Below are 16536 nucleotides of genomic sequence, written 5' to 3' on the forward strand. Positions count from 1 at the left end.
CGGGGGGCGGCGGCGCGCTCAGAAGCGCGTCGACACCGCCGTCTCGCGCATCACGGCTTCCGGCGTGCGATAGCGCTCGGCCATCTGACGATCGGTCTCGTTCTTGAGCTGCGCCTGCATATAGGCGCCGAGGTGGCGCGCGTGCTGGACGATGGCCGCGCCCACCTGCACGCGCTCGGCACTGTAGCTTTCCAGTGCGGCACTGACGCTGTCATGCGCTTGCAAGGCCTTGACCAGCGAGATCGCATCGCCCGCGGCCTTGGTCACGCCCATGCCGCAGTGCGGGCGTGCCACGAAGGCGGCGTCGCCGAGCAGCGCCACGCGGCCGAAGGCCATGCTCGGCACCTCGAGGTCGAAGATGGGCTGGAACAGCGGCTGCGCGGCCTTGGTCACCACCTCGCCGAACTGGGGCGCCAGGTTGGCCAGCGCGGCTTCCTCCATGCTCGCCAGCACGTCCGGGCGGATCAGCCCCGGCGGGATGCCGCCGGACCAGCGCTTACCGCTGGCGTCGGTCAGCAGGTTGGGCAGGTCCACGTCTTCGCTGGTGGCGCGGTACCACACGAAGTTGTAGCGGCGCTCGCCAACCCGGGTGCTGTTGCCCTGGCCCGCCACCGGGTAGCCGAGGATCTGCTCGCGCGGCGGCAGGCAGAAGGCGAACTTCTCGAACAGCATGTCGCGCGTGGCTTCGCTCAGGCTCGTTTCGTCCACCAGGCCGCGCCAGGCGATGTACCCTGCGTACTGGAGCCGGGCCTCGGGCAACAGGCACTCGCGCAACGCGGAGCGGAAGCCGTCCGCGGCGACCACAAGATCCGCGTGATGGACCGAGCCGTCGTCCAGCATCACCACGGCGTGGCCGGGCTCGCTGCGCACTGACACCACATTGGCGCCCGTGCGGTACGTGCCCCCGGTGAAGGCGGACCGCAGCACGTGGTACATCTTGCCCCATGCCGTCAGCGTTTGCGGCAGCTCACGCTGGGACAGGACGCTGCCGTCCTGGCCCAGCGTCAGCCGGGACTTCACCTGCACGCCGATGGAGTTGTCCACCTCGACCCCGGCGGCGGCCAGGGCCTCGAACAATTCCGGATGTGTGACGATGCCCGCGCCGCGCCCGGCAAGGGCTTCGGGAACACGCTCGCATACCTCAACCTCCCACCCGCCGCGTGCGAGCAGGTTGGCCGCGAACAGCCCGCCCAGCGAGCCGCCCACGATGATGGCCTTCGGCCGTGTAGATAGGGTTGTCATAGTCAGTCTCCTGCCACTGCGGGGAGGGCGCGCGCGCGCCGTTGCCCGGGATTTCAAGGCCCGCCACCTCGGCGGCGGGGTAGTTCAGTTCGATGGTGACGCCGGAAGGGTCCTCGATGAACACCTGGTGCAGGCCCAGGCTGGGGACGGTGCGGTCGCGCCACGGGATGCCCTCGGCTGCCAGCTTTGCCCACATCTGCGCCACGCCGGTGGCCAGGAACGCGATGTGGTCGAGGGTGCCGGTGCCCGCCGCCGAGGGGGCGCGGTCGCCGAGGTAGGCGGATAGCCCGTCAGGGTTGTCGGGGTCGACACCGATGATGTGGACCGTACCGAAGTCACCTTCGTCCCCGCCCATGTACAGCCATGCGCCGGGGAAATCGAAAGGCGGGCGATAGCCTTGCTTGAAGCCGAGAATGCGTTCATAGAAGGCGCAGGATTGCTCGAGGTCCGTGGTGCGGATCGAGAAGTGCGCGAGCTTGCGGATTGCCATGGTTGCCTCTGTTATTGATCGATCGATTAGTGATCGTTTGATAAATTGTAGAGCGGTTGGATGGAACAGCCAAGAGCGGGCAAGGGGGTACTTACCCTAATCGGCGGAGTGCGTGCCGGCTGCGCCACTTCTGCGCAGCGCAGCTCTGCGCCTTAGTGCAGTGGGATCCCCATGATGCGGTTACCCATGCGGATGCCCCACTGGGTCATCTGTTCGCCTTGCGCGTGTTCGCCCTGCTGCCAGATCTGTAGCGCGTGGTCCGGGTCGGCCGTGCCGTCGAGCGCCTTGGCCAGCGCTACGGCATTGGCCGCGGCCTTGGCGGTGCTGCCGGCGGTATGGGGACGGGGAATGAAGGCGGCATCGCCAGTCAGCAGTACGCGGCCGAACACCATGCGTGGCACCTGCAGGTCCTGGATGGCCTGGACGAAGATCTGATCGGTGTTGTCGATCAGCGCGCGGAACGCGGGGTTGGCGCGCGCGGCGGCGGTCTGGCGAAACCAGCTCTCCTGCTCAGCTGACAGCATGCCCGGCGGGATCGAATGGCTGCGGCGTTTTCCGTTGCGATCGGTGAGCACGGCATCGAGCGCCACGCGGGGCTCGGCCTTCAGGTACCACAGCCAGTTGAAGCGGCGCCGTCCGGACGCCGTGGCGCCGTCGGCACCGGGCACCATGTACTGCAGCATCATCGAGTCGTGGTCTTGCTGGAACACGAAGTTCTCGTGCAGCAGCGGCCTGGCCGCTTCGGGCAGACGGCCTTCATCGACCAGGCCACGCCAGACGACATAGCCGGCATAGCTGGGGGCGACGCCGGGCAGCACGATCCTGCGCACCGTGGAGCCGGCGCCGTCGGCACCGACCAGCAACTCACCGCACGCCTGGCGTCCATCGGCGAAGGTGGCGCAAACGCCGTGCTCGTGCTGCGCGATAGCGGTGAGCGCCGCGCCGCGGTGATAGTGCGCCGCCGGGAAATGATCGAGCAAGGCGGCATACAGCGTGTTCCACGAGGTCTGTGTCTGCGGCATGCGCTGGCGGTGGAGCACGTGGCCGCCGTGGTCCAGGAACAGCCGGTCGTGCGAGCGCACACCCAGCGCTCCGTGCGCCGCGATGCCGGCGAACGAGAACGCCCGCAGCACCTCCGGCTGCAACACAATGCCGCCGCCACGGCTGTCGAGGTCCGATGCCGAACGCTCGAACACGTCGACCTGCCAGCCCACGGCGCGCAGCGCGGTGGCGGTGAACAGGCCGCCCAGCGAGCCGCCTATGACCAGGGCCTTGCGCGGGCCGACGGAGGATGCGTCATTGGTGTTCATGTGTGGCTCCAGAGTGCGAGTGGATGGACTGCATCGTAGAAGCGTCCAGGCCTAGAGAGAATGCTTGGCGGGGGCAAAGCAGTTTTGCGTGGGCGGCAACGGGGAGGGCGCCTTCGCCCCGCAAACCTGGCGTTGCGCGGCCGGCAACGCAGGTTTGCGCTGGCATGCCATTGTGCCGGTGCGGCCCGCCATCTACGCTGGCTCCATCACTTACGCAAGGAACCGTCATGAAACCCATCGACACCCAGATCACCTATGACTTCATTTGCCCGTGGTGCTGGATCGGCCATCGCAACCTGAAGGCCGCCATTGAGCGCATGCCGACCGAGGCCGCTCCCACGATTTCTTATGTGCCCTATGAACTCAACCCGGACATGCCGCTGGAAGGCGCCGATCGCAAGGCCTACCGCACCGCGAAGTTCGGCAGCTGGGCCCGCTCACAGGCCATGGACGCAGAGGTGGCGATGATGGGCCGGCGCGCCGGGCTGGATTTCAACTATGACCTGATCACGGTCACGCCCAATACCCGGCTCGCGCACCGGTTGATGGCATTCGCCCAACAGACCGGCGACGCAGCCATGGCGGAGGCGTTGTTCGATGCCATCTTCGCTGCGTACTTTTCCCGCGGGGAGCACATCGGCCGGGTCGATGTGCTCGTGCCGCTGGCCGTATCGGCCGGCTTCGATGCACAAGCCGTGCGCAGCCACCTGTCGGGCACCGACGGCGAAGCGGAGGTCGTGGCGGCGCAAGCGAAGGCGCAGCGCGACGGCGTTCGCTCCGTGCCCACGATCCGGATCGGCAGTACCGCCATCGCCGGGGCGCAGCCGCTTTCGATCATGGAGAAGGCGTTGCAGGCGGCAGTGGGCGAGGCCATTTGATAGCGAGCGCGCAGCACGTGCACCGGGCGGCTGCCGCAAAGAACCTGGAGAACCAAAATGAACAAGCAAGCGACCCTACATTACGTTTACGACCCGTTTTGCGGATGGTGCTACGGTCTTGCGCCGCTCGTGTCGGCGGCCGACGAAGCCGGCCTCAGGGTGGTGCCGCACAGCGGCGGCATGCTGGCGGGAGATCGGGCGCAGAACATGTCCGCCGAATGGCGGGATTTCGTTCGCCCTCACGAGGAGCGCATCACCGCGCTCAGCGGGCAGCCATTCAGCGAGACGTACCAGCAGGGCACGCAGTTCGACTACGACGTCAGGCTGGATTCCGGCCCGCCCACCGCGGCGATGCTGGCCGCCGAATCCGTCGCCGGCGCCGGGCTGAAGATGCTCGAACGCCTTCAGACTGCGTACTACCGCGAAGGACGCCCGATCGCCGAGCGCAAGGAACTGATCCAGATTGCCGACGAACTGGGGCTCGATGCAGCGTCGTTCGCAAACGCCTACGACAAGGCGAGTTCGACGCTGCCTGACCACTTCGAGCAGACCCAGGCGCTACTCGAGGAGATTGGCGGCCGTGGTTACCCAGCGCTGGCCATCGAGCAGGGCGGCAAGATCTCGAGGCTGCGTCTGGGGCAGTATTTCGGGAAGCCGGAGTTGTTCAAGAAGGCTGTGGGAGAGGTTTTGGCACAATGAGTGCATGCACCAAGCGGATAGAGCGCCAGCATGCTCGCGTTAGCTCACGGGTACGACATTTCAAAGTCGGATGAACCGATCTGTTGAGCTTCCTCTCTTCCGATAGGCAGCAAGGTCGGTCGGAACCTCGCACACACCTGCGCATTGGAGCGAGTTGGCTTTCCCAGACGCAATTCGGCCGGTTCCGTGGCCCTAGACGATGACGGTGTTGTTCACGTCTGCGATGGTTTTCGCGCCAAGCATGGCCATGTTTCGATCGACTTCATCGCGCAAGAGGGTGATGGCGTGGCGAACGCCCTCGGCTCCCCCAATGGCCGCAGCGTAAATAAAAGGCCGCCCCAGGAAGACGAAGCGGGCTCCTAGTGCCAACGCCTTCAGAACATCACCGCCTCGCCGCACACCGCTGTCCATCATGACGGTTGTCTTGTGCGCGACAGCCTCACAAATCTCCGGCAAAACAGCAAGCGGTTCCACGGCACCGTCCAATTGGCGCCCACCGTGATTCGAGACAATGATGCCGTCCGCGCCCAAGGCGACAGCGCGTTCGGCGTCGGACGTATGCAAGATGCCCTTTATGACCAAGTTGCCGCGCCATCTTTGCCGGATTCGCTCGATATCCGTCCAACTCAGGTGATCGTGCCCCGTCGTATCGCGAATAGCGGAGGCCGACAAGATCGGTGCGCCGCGAGACGCAAAAGAATTCTCAAAATGCGGCATCCGACTCGAAATGAGCGTTCTGGCGAACGTCCCGGCCAGCCAGCGCGGCCGAGATATGCCATCGAATGCCAAACGGACAGATGGCCGCAAAGGCAAGGAGAAGCCGGTACGGACGTTATTCTCACGGTTGGCCCAGACGGGAATATCAACCGTAAGGACGAGTGTAGCGAACCCGGCCGCTTCAATCCGCTCAATCAGGGCGTCCCTGCGTGTGGCGTCACCTGGCAGGTATGCCTGAAACCACGTGCCTGGTGCGGCCGCGTGAACGGCTTCCATCGGAATCAAGGACGTGCCGCTCATGATTGCAGGTATCTGCTCTTCCCGCGCGGTTCGCGCGAGGACCACATCGCCGCGGTAAGCGGCAATCGCACTGATTCCAACGGGCGCCACGCCAAAGGGAGAAGCGTAACGTTGCCCAAAGATCTCGGTCGCTTGCGACCTTCCCGACACGTCGACAAGGACTTTGGGACGAAACTTGACCTCGTCGAACGCCGTCCTGTTTGCGGCGAGCGACTTTCCATCCTCCGCGGCGCCGGCAATATAGCCAAAGATCGGGCGCGGAAGCACTCTCTTTGCCGCGAATTCAAAATCGGCAAGCGAGAGGATCGGTCGCAGTCGTCGATGAATCTGACGGTTGGCGCCATAGGCAGGCTTGGCAGGCATTCCAGCGCTCGGAACGGCCTGGCTCTCTGCAACTTCTGTTTGAGATGTCATCTTGATTTGGAACGTCTATCAGGCCCAACCGCTGTCACTATCAGCCGCGCCGGATCACATCGATAATCAGGCGAACGTGCCTCGCTGGCGCATCAGCTCACGGAACAGCGCTTCATTTTTCTCGAACGGCGCGCGCCCATGGAGGTAGAAGTAGTTGTTCAGGACAACCAGATCGCCGACGGGCAGCGACACTTCCTTGGTTCCCGGCGACGCCTCCATGGAAGTCGACAGGTCGTTGAGGAATGCAGCCTCCTCGCGATTGCGAGGCTGTACAAACTGATCGATGAAGGACATCGACAACCCAAACGCATTCTGGAAGAAGAGCGGGCGCTCGACATCATCGCTGACATTCTTGGACCCCGGCGCCTTGTAGAGGAAAGGCTGCGTCCCGAGACGGTGACTGACAAACCGGTCACGCCCCTCCCAATCGTCCAGATGCAAGAATCGGGACTCGCCGCCAATTGCATTCTGTTCGGCAAACTTCATCATCAACAGCCAGTCCGTCGCTTCGGTAACGAAGGTGCCGTCGGTGTGCATCGTGAAGAGTCGATAGGCTTGGCGCAAATAGGAGTCGCTATCGTCCGTGTGCTTGACCACGAAGCGAGCATAGTAAGTGCCCGACATTGCATCGTGGTTGCCGGGGCCCAAGAGGTGCCCAATGGCGGTGCCGAAGCGAACGAAATCGTCGGCGTCCGTCGTCAGTCCCTGGAGGCCTACCGTAAAGCCACCGTGCCGCCGATCCTTCACAATGCCGTTGATGGTTGTAGCGAAGTCCTCGCCAACATGCTTCGCGAGTACATCCGCGAGATCGTAGCGCATGAAGGGAACATACTCGAGGTTCTGAACATCGACCCTGCGTACGTCATGCAGGAACCCAAGAAGGGCATCGCGCTCAACGCTCACATGCAGGATGCGATGGTGATCTGGGTGGGCAGACAATTGGAAACGGGACTCGTCATTGCTGGCAAGCACTGCCGCAGGTAGCGTGGCATTCATCGATAGCTCTCCGGGATGTTGTATGGCGCTATTTCATCTGGATTCTTTGATATGATCCAGATAGAAGACAGTAATCTTTGTTCCGAAATTGAGATTAAAACGATGATTGACGTTCGCCAGTTGCAGTGCTTCCTCGCCGTGGCGGAAGAACTTCACTTTGCGAAGGCGGCAGATCGCTTAGGTGTCGCACAATCAGGGCTCAGCACCCAGATCCAACGCCTTGAGCAAGATTTGGGAGTCACGCTCTTGAACCGCAACAAAAGGAAGCCGGTGTCACTTAGTCGGACCTGAAGAATTCAGTCTGAGAGCTCAGCGTGGCTAAAAGGTGGGTGATTCTAGCCGCCCCCATTAATTGACTGCGGCATGCGGGCAAGATCGATTGGCTGCATCCCTGGCGGATCGAGCCATGCCTGTGAGCAGAATCAAGACGAAAAAAACGCGCGGATGCCCAGGCGGGCAATGGCCCGCAGCAGCCAACGGAGATTGAAGCCTGCAGCACAGAGGATAGGATGGACGGCGTCACCAATTTCGCCCTTCAACCAGTTCCGGCGCATGCCGTGATCCGCTTTGACATGACCGATGACAGGCTCGACCGCCTGGCGACGTTTCAGCATTCTGCGCTGGCGACGATTCATGGTTTTGATTCTGCCGCGGTGAATCACCTTCACCGGCGCTACTTCGCCATCGACCCCGCGGTAACCGAGATCAACGATGGCAGTGTGAGGCCTGGGCGATCCGGGAAGGTCCTGCAGCAAGATGGTGGTCTGCTCCAGTTGGGCGTGTAGCGTGTGGCCATCGTATGGATTGCCGGGGAAGCTGCGCGCACCGACGATGAGTCCCTGATTGGCGGTGATCGCCAGGCTCACCTTGACGCCGAATTCGTAGGGCTGACGGGCCTTGCCCTTGGCGATACACTCTACTTCGGGCGCGTGCAAGGCGTAGAGCTTGTTCTTGTCCTTGGTGCGTTGCTGCGCAATGCGTTGGGCGCGTTCGAGCCAGGGGCGCAGACGCTGTTGCTGATCCTCGGCGAGCGCCGTCATCTTGCGTTCGATCTCACGCAGTACGCGGCCGAGCACGGTGCGCTGACGTTTGAGCACGGTTCTCAGCCGTTTGAACTGCTTAGCATGCGCATAACCACCCGCGCGAAATCGCAACGACTTGCCTTCCCTGGCAAAGGTCTGCTTGAGCTGGATGCCGGCGCGTTTGGCCAGTTGCACCACCTTGGCCCGCGCCACCTCCAGCAGCCGGCTGTCGGTCGGATAGGCAATGGCCTTCTCCTGGACCGTGCTGTCGACGATAACCCGTTCGAACTCAGCCGGCTTGATCGCCTTCATTTGCACGGCGGCCGCAATCGTGGTGGCCAGCAGTTCCTCGACGCCAGCCTCACCCAGGATCTGTCGGAAACGCACGAGGTTGGTCGGGTCACACGGCAGCCGCATCTGGAAGTACTCCTCGCCGCAGAAAAATTGCCAGTACACGTTCTCGGCCCAGCGCTCGCACACCGACTCATCGCTTTGGTTATAGGCGTGCTTGAGGTAGAGCAGCCCGACCATCAGCCGGATCGGTAGGCGAGGCCGGCCAGCGGCACTGACGCCCCCACCGGCCACTGCCAGCGTCGGTCCGAACAAGTCCTCGCCGACCACGTTGCGGCCATCGTTCGCCTTGCGAGCTAGCAGCGGTGCCAGGGCAGCCTCAATGTTGTTCCATGGCATCCGGGTCGCCAGCACTGCCAGCGGATGCCGCAGATCAATCATCCCGTCCAGGCGGCTGCGAAAGAAGTCGGGTGTGCTCATCGACAAGGCCCTCAAATCTCCCAGGATTTGAATCAGATTCCTATTCGATCTGGGAGTTCGGTACACAGCGAAATTCTTGCGAAGCCTTGCTGCGCCTTACTCTTCAGCATTCCGCAGGGCTGACCACTTACCGACGCGGGGCACCTGTTCCATGCCGAGGCTGTCGCTGCGTTGCGGCACATTGAGCGAGCCGACCAGGTGGGACGCTTGGCTGCCCGAGGGCTGGCTGGCGTCATCCGTGTCGGCTATGTGGCATCTGGCGCAAGCAGCGGCCTTTTGTCCATGATGCTGGGCGAGTTTCGGAAATCACATGAGATGGTGCGGATCGAAGTCGTGCCAATGGAAACGCCAAGGCAGCTCGAAGCGCTCAGCGATGGCCAGATTGATGTGGGAATTGTCAGGCCCAGACGGCTCTATCCGGCTGGCGTTATCGCGAAGGTCGTACAGACTGAACGTCTACTGGTTGCAATGACAGGAAGCCATCCCCTTGCAAGGCGAGGGACAGTTCCAGCGCGCGCGCTGGCAGATCAATCGTTCATCGTCCCTCAGTTTGCCGACGAGGAAGGATTCGGGTCTGCGTTATCCGCCCTGGGCAAAGCCGGAGGGTTCACGCCTCATCTGGAGTATCGCGTCCAGGATTTCATCTCCGCAATTTGCCTCGCGTCTGCGGGATACGGAGTGGCCATCGTGCCAGAGTCAATGCAGAACTTCTCCCAGCCAGGTATCTTCTACACACAGATCGCCGACTTTAAACTCTCAGTGCACCTGGCGCTAGCGCATAGGCGTCGGGAAATATCTCCAGCGGTACGAGCATTTGTGCAACTCGGAACTGAGGCATTCAAAGGCCGTGCATCCTAGACTCGCCATTTGATGCCGAAGGAAAGCCCCGTGGGGTAAGCGTCCCGTTCATCCACCTTGAATCGATCGACGGGATCCTGCATCGTCCCCGCAATGGCGGGGCGTGGGGACGATGGATTGAATGCCGACAACAATTGAGCGGCCGCGCCGCAGAGAGTACAACCGCGGCAAGAGGCCCGCTACATGGACATTCATGAGGGTCGCCACACCGGCAGCGCACTCAGCAGCGTCGCGCTTCGGCGACGTAACACCATCTGCCAATGAGGAACACGGTGAAGGGCAGAACTGCCGCGAGCGGTAGCCAGCGCAAGGCGACTTGAAGACCAACCGCGTCCGCCACCATACCGGTGATAAAGGGGCCCGCTGCGAGGCCTAATATATTGTTAAACAGCGTCAGTGTGGCAAATGCCGAGCCATGAATGGCTGGCGGTGTGGCCCCAGCAATGATCGCGCTGCATGTGCCGAACGAGCTCGCAAGGAAGAACACCCCGGGCGCAAGCAGCGCGAGTTGCAGATTACCCTGTGGCAAGCGGAACGCGATCCCCAGCAGAGTGCCTAACACGAGGCAATAGCCAATGGCCATGTTCCACCTCTTAAGCGCACCCCTTTCAAGGTGACGAAAATTAGGGCACCCTCCGTGCTCTCGAACAGAAACCGGAGTCAATGGCGTGATAGTGGACGCAGTGGTGGAACGCTTTCTCGAACACAGCCCGATCAGCGTGATGGCGCGCCTGGGGTTGCAACGCGCCCTTGATCCGGCCTGGATCGACCAGTTGTTCGAGCAAGAGCGTGAAACGCAGTACACGCGGGAGCTATTGTTCTCGACGACGGTGGAAATCATGTCACTGGTCGCCGTGGGGCTGCGCCCGTCGGTGCATGCGGCGGCCAAGGCCAGTCCGGCGTTGCCGGTTTCCATCACCGCGCTGTACGACAAGATCAGCCGGACCGAGCCCGGACTGGTTCGTGCCCTGGTGCAAGGCAGCGCGCGGCGGCTGGGGCCGGTCGTGCAACCGATGTTGCGCAAGCAGCCGCCCTCGGTGGACGGCTATCGCCTGCGCATCGTGGATGGCAGCCATTTGCCGGCGAGCGAAAAGCGCCTGAAACCATTACGTGGGTTTCGGGGCGCGGCCTTGCCGGGGCAGTCATTGGTCGTCTATGACCCGGACACAGCGATGATCGTTGATCTGGTGCCCTGTGAAGATGCGCATGCCCAGGAGCGGGCCATCATGGAAACCCTGCTCGCATCGGCTCAGCCGGCCGAGCTGTGGATCGCCGATCGCAGCTTCAGCACCCGGGCGATTCTTGCCGGCTGGCAGCGTCGCGGCAGCGCCTTCATCGTGCGGGAGCACGGCCGCAATCCGAGCCCCAGCGAGCTGGAGCCGTTACGCGAAATGGGCCGGGTCGAAACCGGCATCGTGTACGAGCAAGCGGTCAGCATCCCAGATGAATCGAACGCGCCGCTGGTGCTGCGGCGCATCGAGCTACATCTGGATGGCGCCACCGAGGACGGTGACACCGTCATCCGCCTGCTGACCAATGTCCCGGCCGCCCATCTGACGGCCGAGGCCGTCGCCCGGCTATACCGGCGACGCTGGAGCATAGAGAATATGTTTCAGCGGCTGGAATCGGTGCTCAACAGTGAGATTCGTTCGTTGAGCCAACCGCGCGCGGCGCTGCTGGCCTTCGGCGTGGCGGCGCTCGCGTATAACGTACTGAGCGTGATTGCGACTGCGGTGAGAATCCGGCATGAGCTGGATACCAGCGACATCGAGCTCTCACCGTATTACCTCGCCAGCGAAATCCGGGCAACTTATGCCGGCATGATGATCGCGGTGCCGCCCGAGGTGTGGCAGGCCTATGACCTCCTCACCCCAGCTCAGCTCGGTCGCGAGTTGATCAAGATGGCGACGCACGTTGATCCCCGCGCGATGCGCAAACATACGCGGGGACCGAAAGCGCCGAAGAAGAAAGGCTATGTGGCCGGATGCGTAGCACGGCGGCATGTTTCTACCGCCCGTGTCATCAAGGCTGGACGTGTCGTCTAATCACCTTGAAAGGGGTGCCTCTTAAGCGACGAATCCCCGCTGATTCGATCGGTCATCACACCGCACATGAGTTGGCCCAGGCCGCTGACAAGGACAAGGCCGGCCGCCATTACGGCCGCTTGGCTGACAGGCATGCCCCAATAGCGATTCAGGTAGCTGGGCAGCCACACGAAAAGCGTGCCCTGAACGAAGATCTGCAGGGCGCAGCCGAGGTACGCGCAAAAGACGGAACGGGACGGAAACAGGCCAGAGAAGAACGCACGCGGTGTCAGTTTCACATGCCCGTACGCCAGAGTTCCGTTGGCATTGTCCGGTTGCGCACTTGCGATCTTTTTTCCGTGACCACGAAGTAGTACATGATCACCAGCACAAAGCCAACGATCGCCATCAGACCCATGGACCATCGCCAGCCAAAGTGCGTCGCAATGATGCCGGAAAGCGAAACACCGAGCACGGAACCAAAAGCAGCGGCAGACGTAAAGCCGCCGGCAATGGTAGAACGCATATGCCTTGGGAAGATACTCACGAGCATAGCGAATCCGACACTTCCGTAGGCAGCCTCGCCGACACCAACGAACAAGCGCGCGACGAACATCTCGTGGTAGGTGCTGGCAATGGCGCACCCGAGCGTGGCAACACTCCACACCGCAACCATCAGTGCAATGCTTTTGACACGTCCCCAGCGGTCCGCGATGATGGAGAATGGGAGGGTCAGCACGCCGACCGTCAACGGCACCACGCTGCTGATCGAACCAAGTTGTGTATCGGAAATCTGCCACTGCACTTTCAAGAGTGGAAACAAGGCATTGATCGCCTGTCGGGACATGTAGTCAGACAGTAACAGGCAAAACATCAATGCAAATACCACCCACGCGTAGGGTCGGGCACCAGTGGTAGCCGCAGCCGACTTAGCCGGCATCGCGTTACTCGTATACAGGTTCAATTTTGTCTCCTCTAGTGATTCTCGAAACTCATGGCTAGTAGTGGCGCATGCTGTTGCGTGGCTGGTGTGAAGCAAGGCCTTTAGGCTAGGGCCGGCAGTGGTTCCTGCTGGCCGTCAGCATCGCCGGGCGCTTTCTTTGTTTCGCTGTGCGCGCTTTGGAATTCGACGCTCATTTCAAGCATCTCAATGACTTGTGTGGTGACGTTGAGGTTGGCTCGTTTTGCCCCTCGGTCAGAATCGGGTGTTCACGGAAAACCGATGCTCGCTGTGGCCCAGCCGTCGAACGCGTTGTACCTTGACATCGCTAGCCAGATTCACCGCGCGGGAGATCATCGACTATGACCAGAACACACGGAACGAAGGCAGGCACTAACATGATGAACCTCAGCATGAGAGGCCGTGCTTGCTGATGTCAGCTGCCGCGCCGTGGCTCATCGTCTCGATTTCGTCGTGCATCGGCGCACAATTGCGGAACAAGCATCACGGGTCTGCTTGCGCGGACAAACGCGGGTAACCTGCCGACCCGTGCGTGAACAGATCGACTCCCACGAGCAAGGTTGCATCACTTTCGACGACACGATCCTCGACAAGGACTTCTCGCAGCGGATCATCTAGCCTGGCGCCACTTCCCGCTTTACCTTGCACGCCATGAACTTGGCCTTTTATGACAGTCATCCGCTGACGCAGGGAGCACTGGATCACCATAAGCGCCAGATTCAGCGCATCTCGATGAGTCGGTGGTTACCCGTAACGTTCCAGCACGGTGTGTTGCCGGATAACGGTGACGAGGGAGTGCACGGTGGCGCAGACATCAGCACAGCGCACGCTGCGGCAGTTCGGTGAGCAAGTGGTGCAGGTACGCATACGGCTCGACGTCACAGGCGCAGCACGTAAGCATCAGACCTGCAAGGAGCCATGCCTGGTGACTATGGCGCTCACTATGTCGTGGCAGGGTTTTCCCTCTGTTTTCGCGATTTGGCAACAACTTGTCGTGATCGGCCAAGCCGGTTGACCCGGTGCGATCCGAGAATAGACAAGGGCTGAATCCCATGGGGGTGCTGCGCTGCATTGAATGCGGCATCGAGCTCATCGGCGACAAACCTTTCCAAACACGCGAAGCGTAGCAATCAAAAGGGATAGACATGAAGAAGCAGACCAATCATTTCTGGTGGCGCGGTTACGCCTTGGCGATCGGTGTTGGTGTCGCCGGCGGCATGCCCATGGCTCAGGCCCAGGAGGCTTGGCCCAGCAAGCCGATCCGTCTGGTGGTGGCGGGGCCTGCCGGCGGCAGTGCCGACGCGTTGGCGCGGCTGCTGGCGGAAGGCCTGCAGCAAAAATTGAGCAAGCCGGTCATCGTAGAAAACAAGCCCGGTGCCGCCGGCGCGCTGGCGATCAGCGATTTGCAGTCCACCGGCAAGGATGGCCACACCCTCCTGGTCATCCAGGGCGGCGTCGTGAGCGAAGCTCCGTTGGCCTACAAGGTCCATTACAAACCCTTTGCGGACCTGAAGCCTCTGGCCCAGATCAGTCGCACGGGGTTGGTGCTGGTTGCCAACAAGGATGTGCCCGTCTCCAACCTGAAGCAGTTGGTGGACTACGGCAAATCGCGAAAGGACGGGCTCATTTTCGCTTCTTACGCTGCGGGATTGAAGGGCCACACCTCGGGCATGCTGCTCGGGCAACTCACGCATGTGCAAATGCGGCATGTGGGCTACAAAGGCTCTCCCCGGCATTGAACGACCTGATGGGCGGCCATGTGCCCTTGATGTTCGATGGGGTAACTACCTCTTTGCCGCTGATCAAAGCGGGAAGGATCAAAGCGATTGCGGTGAACTATCCGACGCGGATTGCCGGATTGCCGGATGTGCCTACTTTCAAGGAGCTTGGTTACCCGCAACTGGCGGAAGCAGGCTGGTTCGCCGTGTGGTCCCGCCCGGATGTCGCTCCGGCAGTCCAGCAAAAAATCCGCGAGGTGACGCTGGCGTATTTCAAGCAACCCGCAGTGCAGAATCGCGTCAAGGACATGGGCATGGAGCAGGGCGGGGGTGCCACCTCGGAAGAGTTGATGGCGGACCTGAAGCAGGCATATCAGCAACAGTCCGCGCTGCTGACATCCATCAACTACCAGCCGGAGTAAATAGGAAGATACTTTGAGCGAACTCGCCCACGGCACCACCGATGAGCTTCGCGCGATCATCGGTCAGCGGACGCAGCATCGCCGATCCGGCGAGTTCCTCTTATCGGGGGAGGGGGCGGGCTTTCATACCAGCTGACTTCTGGCGGATACCAGATCAGCCGCGTCGTCCGTGGGGGCCTGTCGTCTGGAATTGCGCCAGGCCCCTGTGTTTCTCCCGGCCGGTGGCGCCCGACCGGGTGTCGATCACGAGAGTTCGCGAATGAACGCTTCGGCCTGCGGCCACTCGCCATAACCTGAAGCGGGATTCAGATGCCCGACCTCGCCGAGTTCGACGAAGCGACTGCCCCACGCCTGCGCCAGGTCACGGGCGCGGTCGAGAGGCGTCAGAGCATCGTTGCTGCTTGCCGCAACGATGCTCGGGAACGGCAATGTGCCGCGAGGGATCGGCAGCCAACCGTGGTCGCTCAGTGTGTCGGTTGTCGGGTAGCCTGCAGGCATGGGCGTCTCGAGGTCCGCGGGCGCTGCAAGCAGTGCGCCGAGGATCTCGCGTGTGGCGCCTCGTGCCGCCCAATGGGCGACCATCATCGCGCCTGCGCTGTGCGCCACGATGATCACCGGCCCCTCGATGGTGGCCAGAGCGCGATCGATCGCGTCGACGCGGGCAGCGCAACTCAGCTTGTCTTGCTCAAGCGGGGCGACGCTGACTACGCGAGGCAGCTTCGCCGCCAGCAGGGTCTGCCAGTGTTCCGGCACATGGTCACGCAGGCCAGGGATGATGAGAACGGTCGGTGTCGCAGAGGCCATATCGAACTTTCAGTAGGGCGCGTCACCGATGATGGCGGTGCGCTCCATCTTTCTGTCGCACGGCGGGTAATCCATGACTGCGTAGTGCTGGGTTGAACGGTTGTCCCAGAATGCGACACTGTTTTTCTTCCATCGAAAACGCACCTGGTATTCGGGGATAGTGGCCTGGCTGACCAGGTAGTTAAGCAAATTACTGGCACCGGGCGCCTTGTCTAGCCCGTAGCGGACGTTGGCCGGCACATTGTAATTTGTGAAGTGCGTCGTAAAACTCCCGTTGACGAATAGCACTTTCTCTTCGGTTTCGGGATGAGTGCGCACAACCGGGTGCTCGGCGTCCGGGTACTGAGCCTTCAGTGCAAGACGCTTCTCGATCGGCATCGCGGCGCCGAAGCTCGCCTCGATGCTGTGGCGCGCGCGCAACGGGGCGATCTTCGTCTTGATATCCTCGGGCAACTGGTTGTACGCCTCGACCATATTGACCCACATCGTGTCTCCACCCACAGGCGGGCATTCGATACAGCGCAGTACGCAGCCTAACGGAGGCTTTTCGCGCCAGGTGGCATCGGTATGCCAGGAATTCTCGTTGCGTTCGGGAGGACTGTCCGGGGTTTTGTAGATCTGAACCAGTCCAGGGTAATCGGGATGGCTGCCCACAACTGGATGGTCCTCCAGCTCGCCAAAGCGGCGCGCAAAAGCCACGTGCTGTGCGCGAGTGATGTCCTGGTCGCGGAAGAACAGCACGCGATACTTTAAGAGCAAGGCCCGGATTTCTGCCATCAGTTGGTCGTTCTCGGCAGCCGCGCCCAGGTTGACGTTGCTGAGCTCCGCACCGATCGTGCAAGTGACTGGCTCGACCCGGATCGAGTTGCCCAGAGAGGTTGCGCGGACCACTGCGGGTGCCGCATTGAGG

The 16536-nt window shown here is 61.9% G+C and carries 16 protein-coding genes and 4 pseudogenes; 8 read left to right on the top strand and 12 right to left on the bottom strand.

Annotated features, from left to right (window positions below; all coding sequences use genetic code 11):
* Positions 1 to 18 precede the first annotated feature (18 nt).
* From OMK73_RS13380 to OMK73_RS13390, 3 genes and pseudogenes are all read right to left on the bottom strand, one after another.
* The gene (locus OMK73_RS13380) at positions 19 to 1242 is read right to left on the bottom strand and encodes an FAD binding domain-containing protein (protein WP_267602489.1); all 1224 of its coding nucleotides are present in this window, start codon (positions 1240 to 1242) and stop codon (positions 19 to 21) included.
* A 46-nt stretch (positions 1243 to 1288) separates the two neighbouring features.
* A pseudogene (locus tag OMK73_RS13385) lies at positions 1289 to 1732 on the bottom strand (VOC family protein); the annotation flags it as partial.
* A 152-nt stretch (positions 1733 to 1884) separates the two neighbouring features.
* The gene (locus OMK73_RS13390) at positions 1885 to 3042 is read right to left on the bottom strand and encodes an FAD binding domain-containing protein (RefSeq protein WP_267602490.1); all 1158 of its coding nucleotides are present in this window, start codon (positions 3040 to 3042) and stop codon (positions 1885 to 1887) included.
* Positions 3043 to 3269: 227 nt separating this feature from the next.
* Here OMK73_RS13390 and OMK73_RS13395 point away from each other — a divergent pair, with 227 nt between their 5' ends.
* Both OMK73_RS13395 and OMK73_RS13400 read left to right on the top strand, forming a co-directional pair.
* Positions 3270 to 3920: a DsbA family oxidoreductase gene (locus OMK73_RS13395; RefSeq protein ID WP_267602491.1), complete on the top strand. Its 651-nt coding sequence runs from the start codon at positions 3270 to 3272 to the stop codon at positions 3918 to 3920.
* 57 nt (positions 3921 to 3977) lie between these two features.
* Complete coding sequence (locus OMK73_RS13400; protein ID WP_267602492.1) at positions 3978 to 4619, top strand: DsbA family protein; 642 nt, start codon at positions 3978 to 3980, stop codon at positions 4617 to 4619.
* Positions 4620 to 4811: 192 nt separating this feature from the next.
* Here OMK73_RS13400 and OMK73_RS13405 read toward each other — a convergent pair whose 3' ends face one another.
* Both OMK73_RS13405 and glaH read right to left on the bottom strand, forming a co-directional pair.
* Positions 4812 to 5999, bottom strand: a complete 1188-nt coding sequence (locus tag OMK73_RS13405; protein ID WP_267602493.1) for an alpha-hydroxy acid oxidase — start codon at positions 5997 to 5999, stop codon at positions 4812 to 4814.
* 117 nt (positions 6000 to 6116) lie between these two features.
* The gene (gene glaH, locus OMK73_RS13410) at positions 6117 to 7046 is read right to left on the bottom strand and encodes a glutarate dioxygenase GlaH (protein WP_267602494.1); all 930 of its coding nucleotides are present in this window, start codon (positions 7044 to 7046) and stop codon (positions 6117 to 6119) included.
* A gap of 102 nt (positions 7047 to 7148) precedes the next feature.
* On the opposite strand from glaH, the pseudogene OMK73_RS13415 reads away from it, so the two are divergent.
* Positions 7149 to 7328 (top strand): annotated as a pseudogene (locus tag OMK73_RS13415) (LysR family transcriptional regulator); the annotation flags it as partial.
* Between the two features lie 140 nt (positions 7329 to 7468).
* Here OMK73_RS13415 and OMK73_RS13420 read toward each other — a convergent pair.
* A complete protein-coding gene (locus tag OMK73_RS13420; protein WP_267602495.1) occupies positions 7469 to 8839 on the bottom strand; it encodes an IS5 family transposase in 1371 nt (456 codons plus the stop codon).
* Between the two features lie 198 nt (positions 8840 to 9037).
* On the opposite strand from OMK73_RS13420, the gene OMK73_RS13425 reads away from it, so the two are divergent.
* Complete coding sequence (locus OMK73_RS13425; protein ID WP_267602496.1) at positions 9038 to 9697, top strand: LysR family substrate-binding domain-containing protein; 660 nt, start codon at positions 9038 to 9040, stop codon at positions 9695 to 9697.
* Between the two features lie 220 nt (positions 9698 to 9917).
* Here the strand turns inward: OMK73_RS13425 and OMK73_RS13430 are convergent, their stop codons facing one another.
* Complete coding sequence (locus OMK73_RS13430) at positions 9918 to 10280, bottom strand: hypothetical protein (protein WP_267602497.1); 363 nt, start codon at positions 10278 to 10280, stop codon at positions 9918 to 9920.
* 139 nt (positions 10281 to 10419) lie between these two features.
* Here OMK73_RS13430 and OMK73_RS13435 point away from each other — a divergent pair, with 139 nt between their 5' ends.
* Positions 10420 to 11742, top strand: a complete 1323-nt coding sequence (locus OMK73_RS13435; RefSeq protein ID WP_267606365.1) for an IS4 family transposase — start codon at positions 10420 to 10422, stop codon at positions 11740 to 11742.
* Here the strand turns inward: OMK73_RS13435 and OMK73_RS13440 are convergent.
* Positions 11739 to 12020 carry a hypothetical protein gene (locus OMK73_RS13440; protein ID WP_267602498.1) on the bottom strand — a complete coding sequence of 94 codons (282 nt, stop codon included), beginning with the start codon at positions 12018 to 12020 and terminating at the stop codon, positions 11739 to 11741. The genes OMK73_RS13435 and OMK73_RS13440 overlap by 4 nt on opposite strands.
* Positions 12017 to 12685 (bottom strand): MFS transporter, encoded by a 669-nt coding sequence (locus tag OMK73_RS13445; protein WP_267602499.1) that lies wholly within the window; start codon positions 12683 to 12685, stop codon positions 12017 to 12019. The genes OMK73_RS13440 and OMK73_RS13445 overlap by 4 nt, the downstream gene beginning before the upstream one ends.
* A gap of 399 nt (positions 12686 to 13084) precedes the next feature.
* Between OMK73_RS13445 and OMK73_RS13450 the strand changes: the two genes are divergently transcribed.
* Positions 13085 to 13300: a hypothetical protein gene (locus tag OMK73_RS13450; RefSeq protein WP_267602500.1), complete on the top strand. Its 216-nt coding sequence runs from the start codon at positions 13085 to 13087 to the stop codon at positions 13298 to 13300.
* A 208-nt stretch (positions 13301 to 13508) separates the two neighbouring features.
* Here OMK73_RS13450 and OMK73_RS13455 read toward each other — a convergent pair.
* A pseudogene (locus tag OMK73_RS13455) lies at positions 13509 to 13589 on the bottom strand (transposase domain-containing protein); the annotation flags it as partial.
* A 238-nt stretch (positions 13590 to 13827) separates the two neighbouring features.
* Between OMK73_RS13455 and OMK73_RS13460 the strand changes: the two are divergent.
* Positions 13828 to 14822: pseudogene (locus OMK73_RS13460) on the top strand (Bug family tripartite tricarboxylate transporter substrate binding protein).
* Positions 14823 to 14835: 13 nt separating this feature from the next.
* Positions 14836 to 14958, top strand: a complete 123-nt coding sequence (locus OMK73_RS13465) for a hypothetical protein (RefSeq protein WP_267602501.1) — start codon at positions 14836 to 14838, stop codon at positions 14956 to 14958.
* 107 nt (positions 14959 to 15065) lie between these two features.
* Here OMK73_RS13465 and OMK73_RS13470 read toward each other — a convergent pair whose 3' ends face one another.
* Both OMK73_RS13470 and OMK73_RS13475 read right to left on the bottom strand, forming a co-directional pair.
* Positions 15066 to 15626 (bottom strand): RBBP9/YdeN family alpha/beta hydrolase, encoded by a 561-nt coding sequence (locus OMK73_RS13470; RefSeq protein WP_267602502.1) that lies wholly within the window; start codon positions 15624 to 15626, stop codon positions 15066 to 15068.
* 9 nt (positions 15627 to 15635) lie between these two features.
* Entirely contained in the window at positions 15636 to 16487 is an 852-nt protein-coding gene (locus OMK73_RS13475; RefSeq protein WP_267606366.1) for a TauD/TfdA dioxygenase family protein, read from the bottom strand.
* Positions 16488 to 16536: the final 49 nt, after the last annotated feature.

Origin of the sequence: Cupriavidus sp. D39 (assembly GCF_026627925.1) — a bacterium.
Taxonomy (GTDB): Bacteria; Pseudomonadota; Gammaproteobacteria; order Burkholderiales; family Burkholderiaceae; genus Cupriavidus; species Cupriavidus ulmosensis.

Excerpts from the sequence above, each read along its gene's own strand:
- OMK73_RS13380 (WP_267602489.1), bottom strand. The coding sequence starts at position 1,242 with ATGACAACCCTATCTACACGGCCGAAGGCCATCATCGTGGGCGGCTCG.
- OMK73_RS13390 (WP_267602490.1), bottom strand. The coding sequence starts at position 3,042 with ATGAACACCAATGACGCATCCTCCGTCGGCCCGCGCAAGGCCCTGGTC.
- OMK73_RS13395 (WP_267602491.1), top strand. The coding sequence starts at position 3,270 with ATGAAACCCATCGACACCCAGATCACCTATGACTTCATTTGCCCGTGG.
- OMK73_RS13400 (WP_267602492.1), top strand. The coding sequence starts at position 3,978 with ATGAACAAGCAAGCGACCCTACATTACGTTTACGACCCGTTTTGCGGA.
- OMK73_RS13405 (WP_267602493.1), bottom strand. The coding sequence starts at position 5,999 with ATGCCTGCCAAGCCTGCCTATGGCGCCAACCGTCAGATTCATCGACGA.
- glaH (WP_267602494.1), bottom strand. The coding sequence starts at position 7,046 with ATGAATGCCACGCTACCTGCGGCAGTGCTTGCCAGCAATGACGAGTCC.
- OMK73_RS13420 (WP_267602495.1), bottom strand. The coding sequence starts at position 8,839 with ATGAGCACACCCGACTTCTTTCGCAGCCGCCTGGACGGGATGATTGAT.
- OMK73_RS13430 (WP_267602497.1), bottom strand. The coding sequence starts at position 10,280 with ATGGCCATTGGCTATTGCCTCGTGTTAGGCACTCTGCTGGGGATCGCG.
- OMK73_RS13435 (WP_267606365.1), top strand. The coding sequence starts at position 10,420 with ATGGCGCGCCTGGGGTTGCAACGCGCCCTTGATCCGGCCTGGATCGAC.
- OMK73_RS13470 (WP_267602502.1), bottom strand. The coding sequence starts at position 15,626 with ATGGCCTCTGCGACACCGACCGTTCTCATCATCCCTGGCCTGCGTGAC.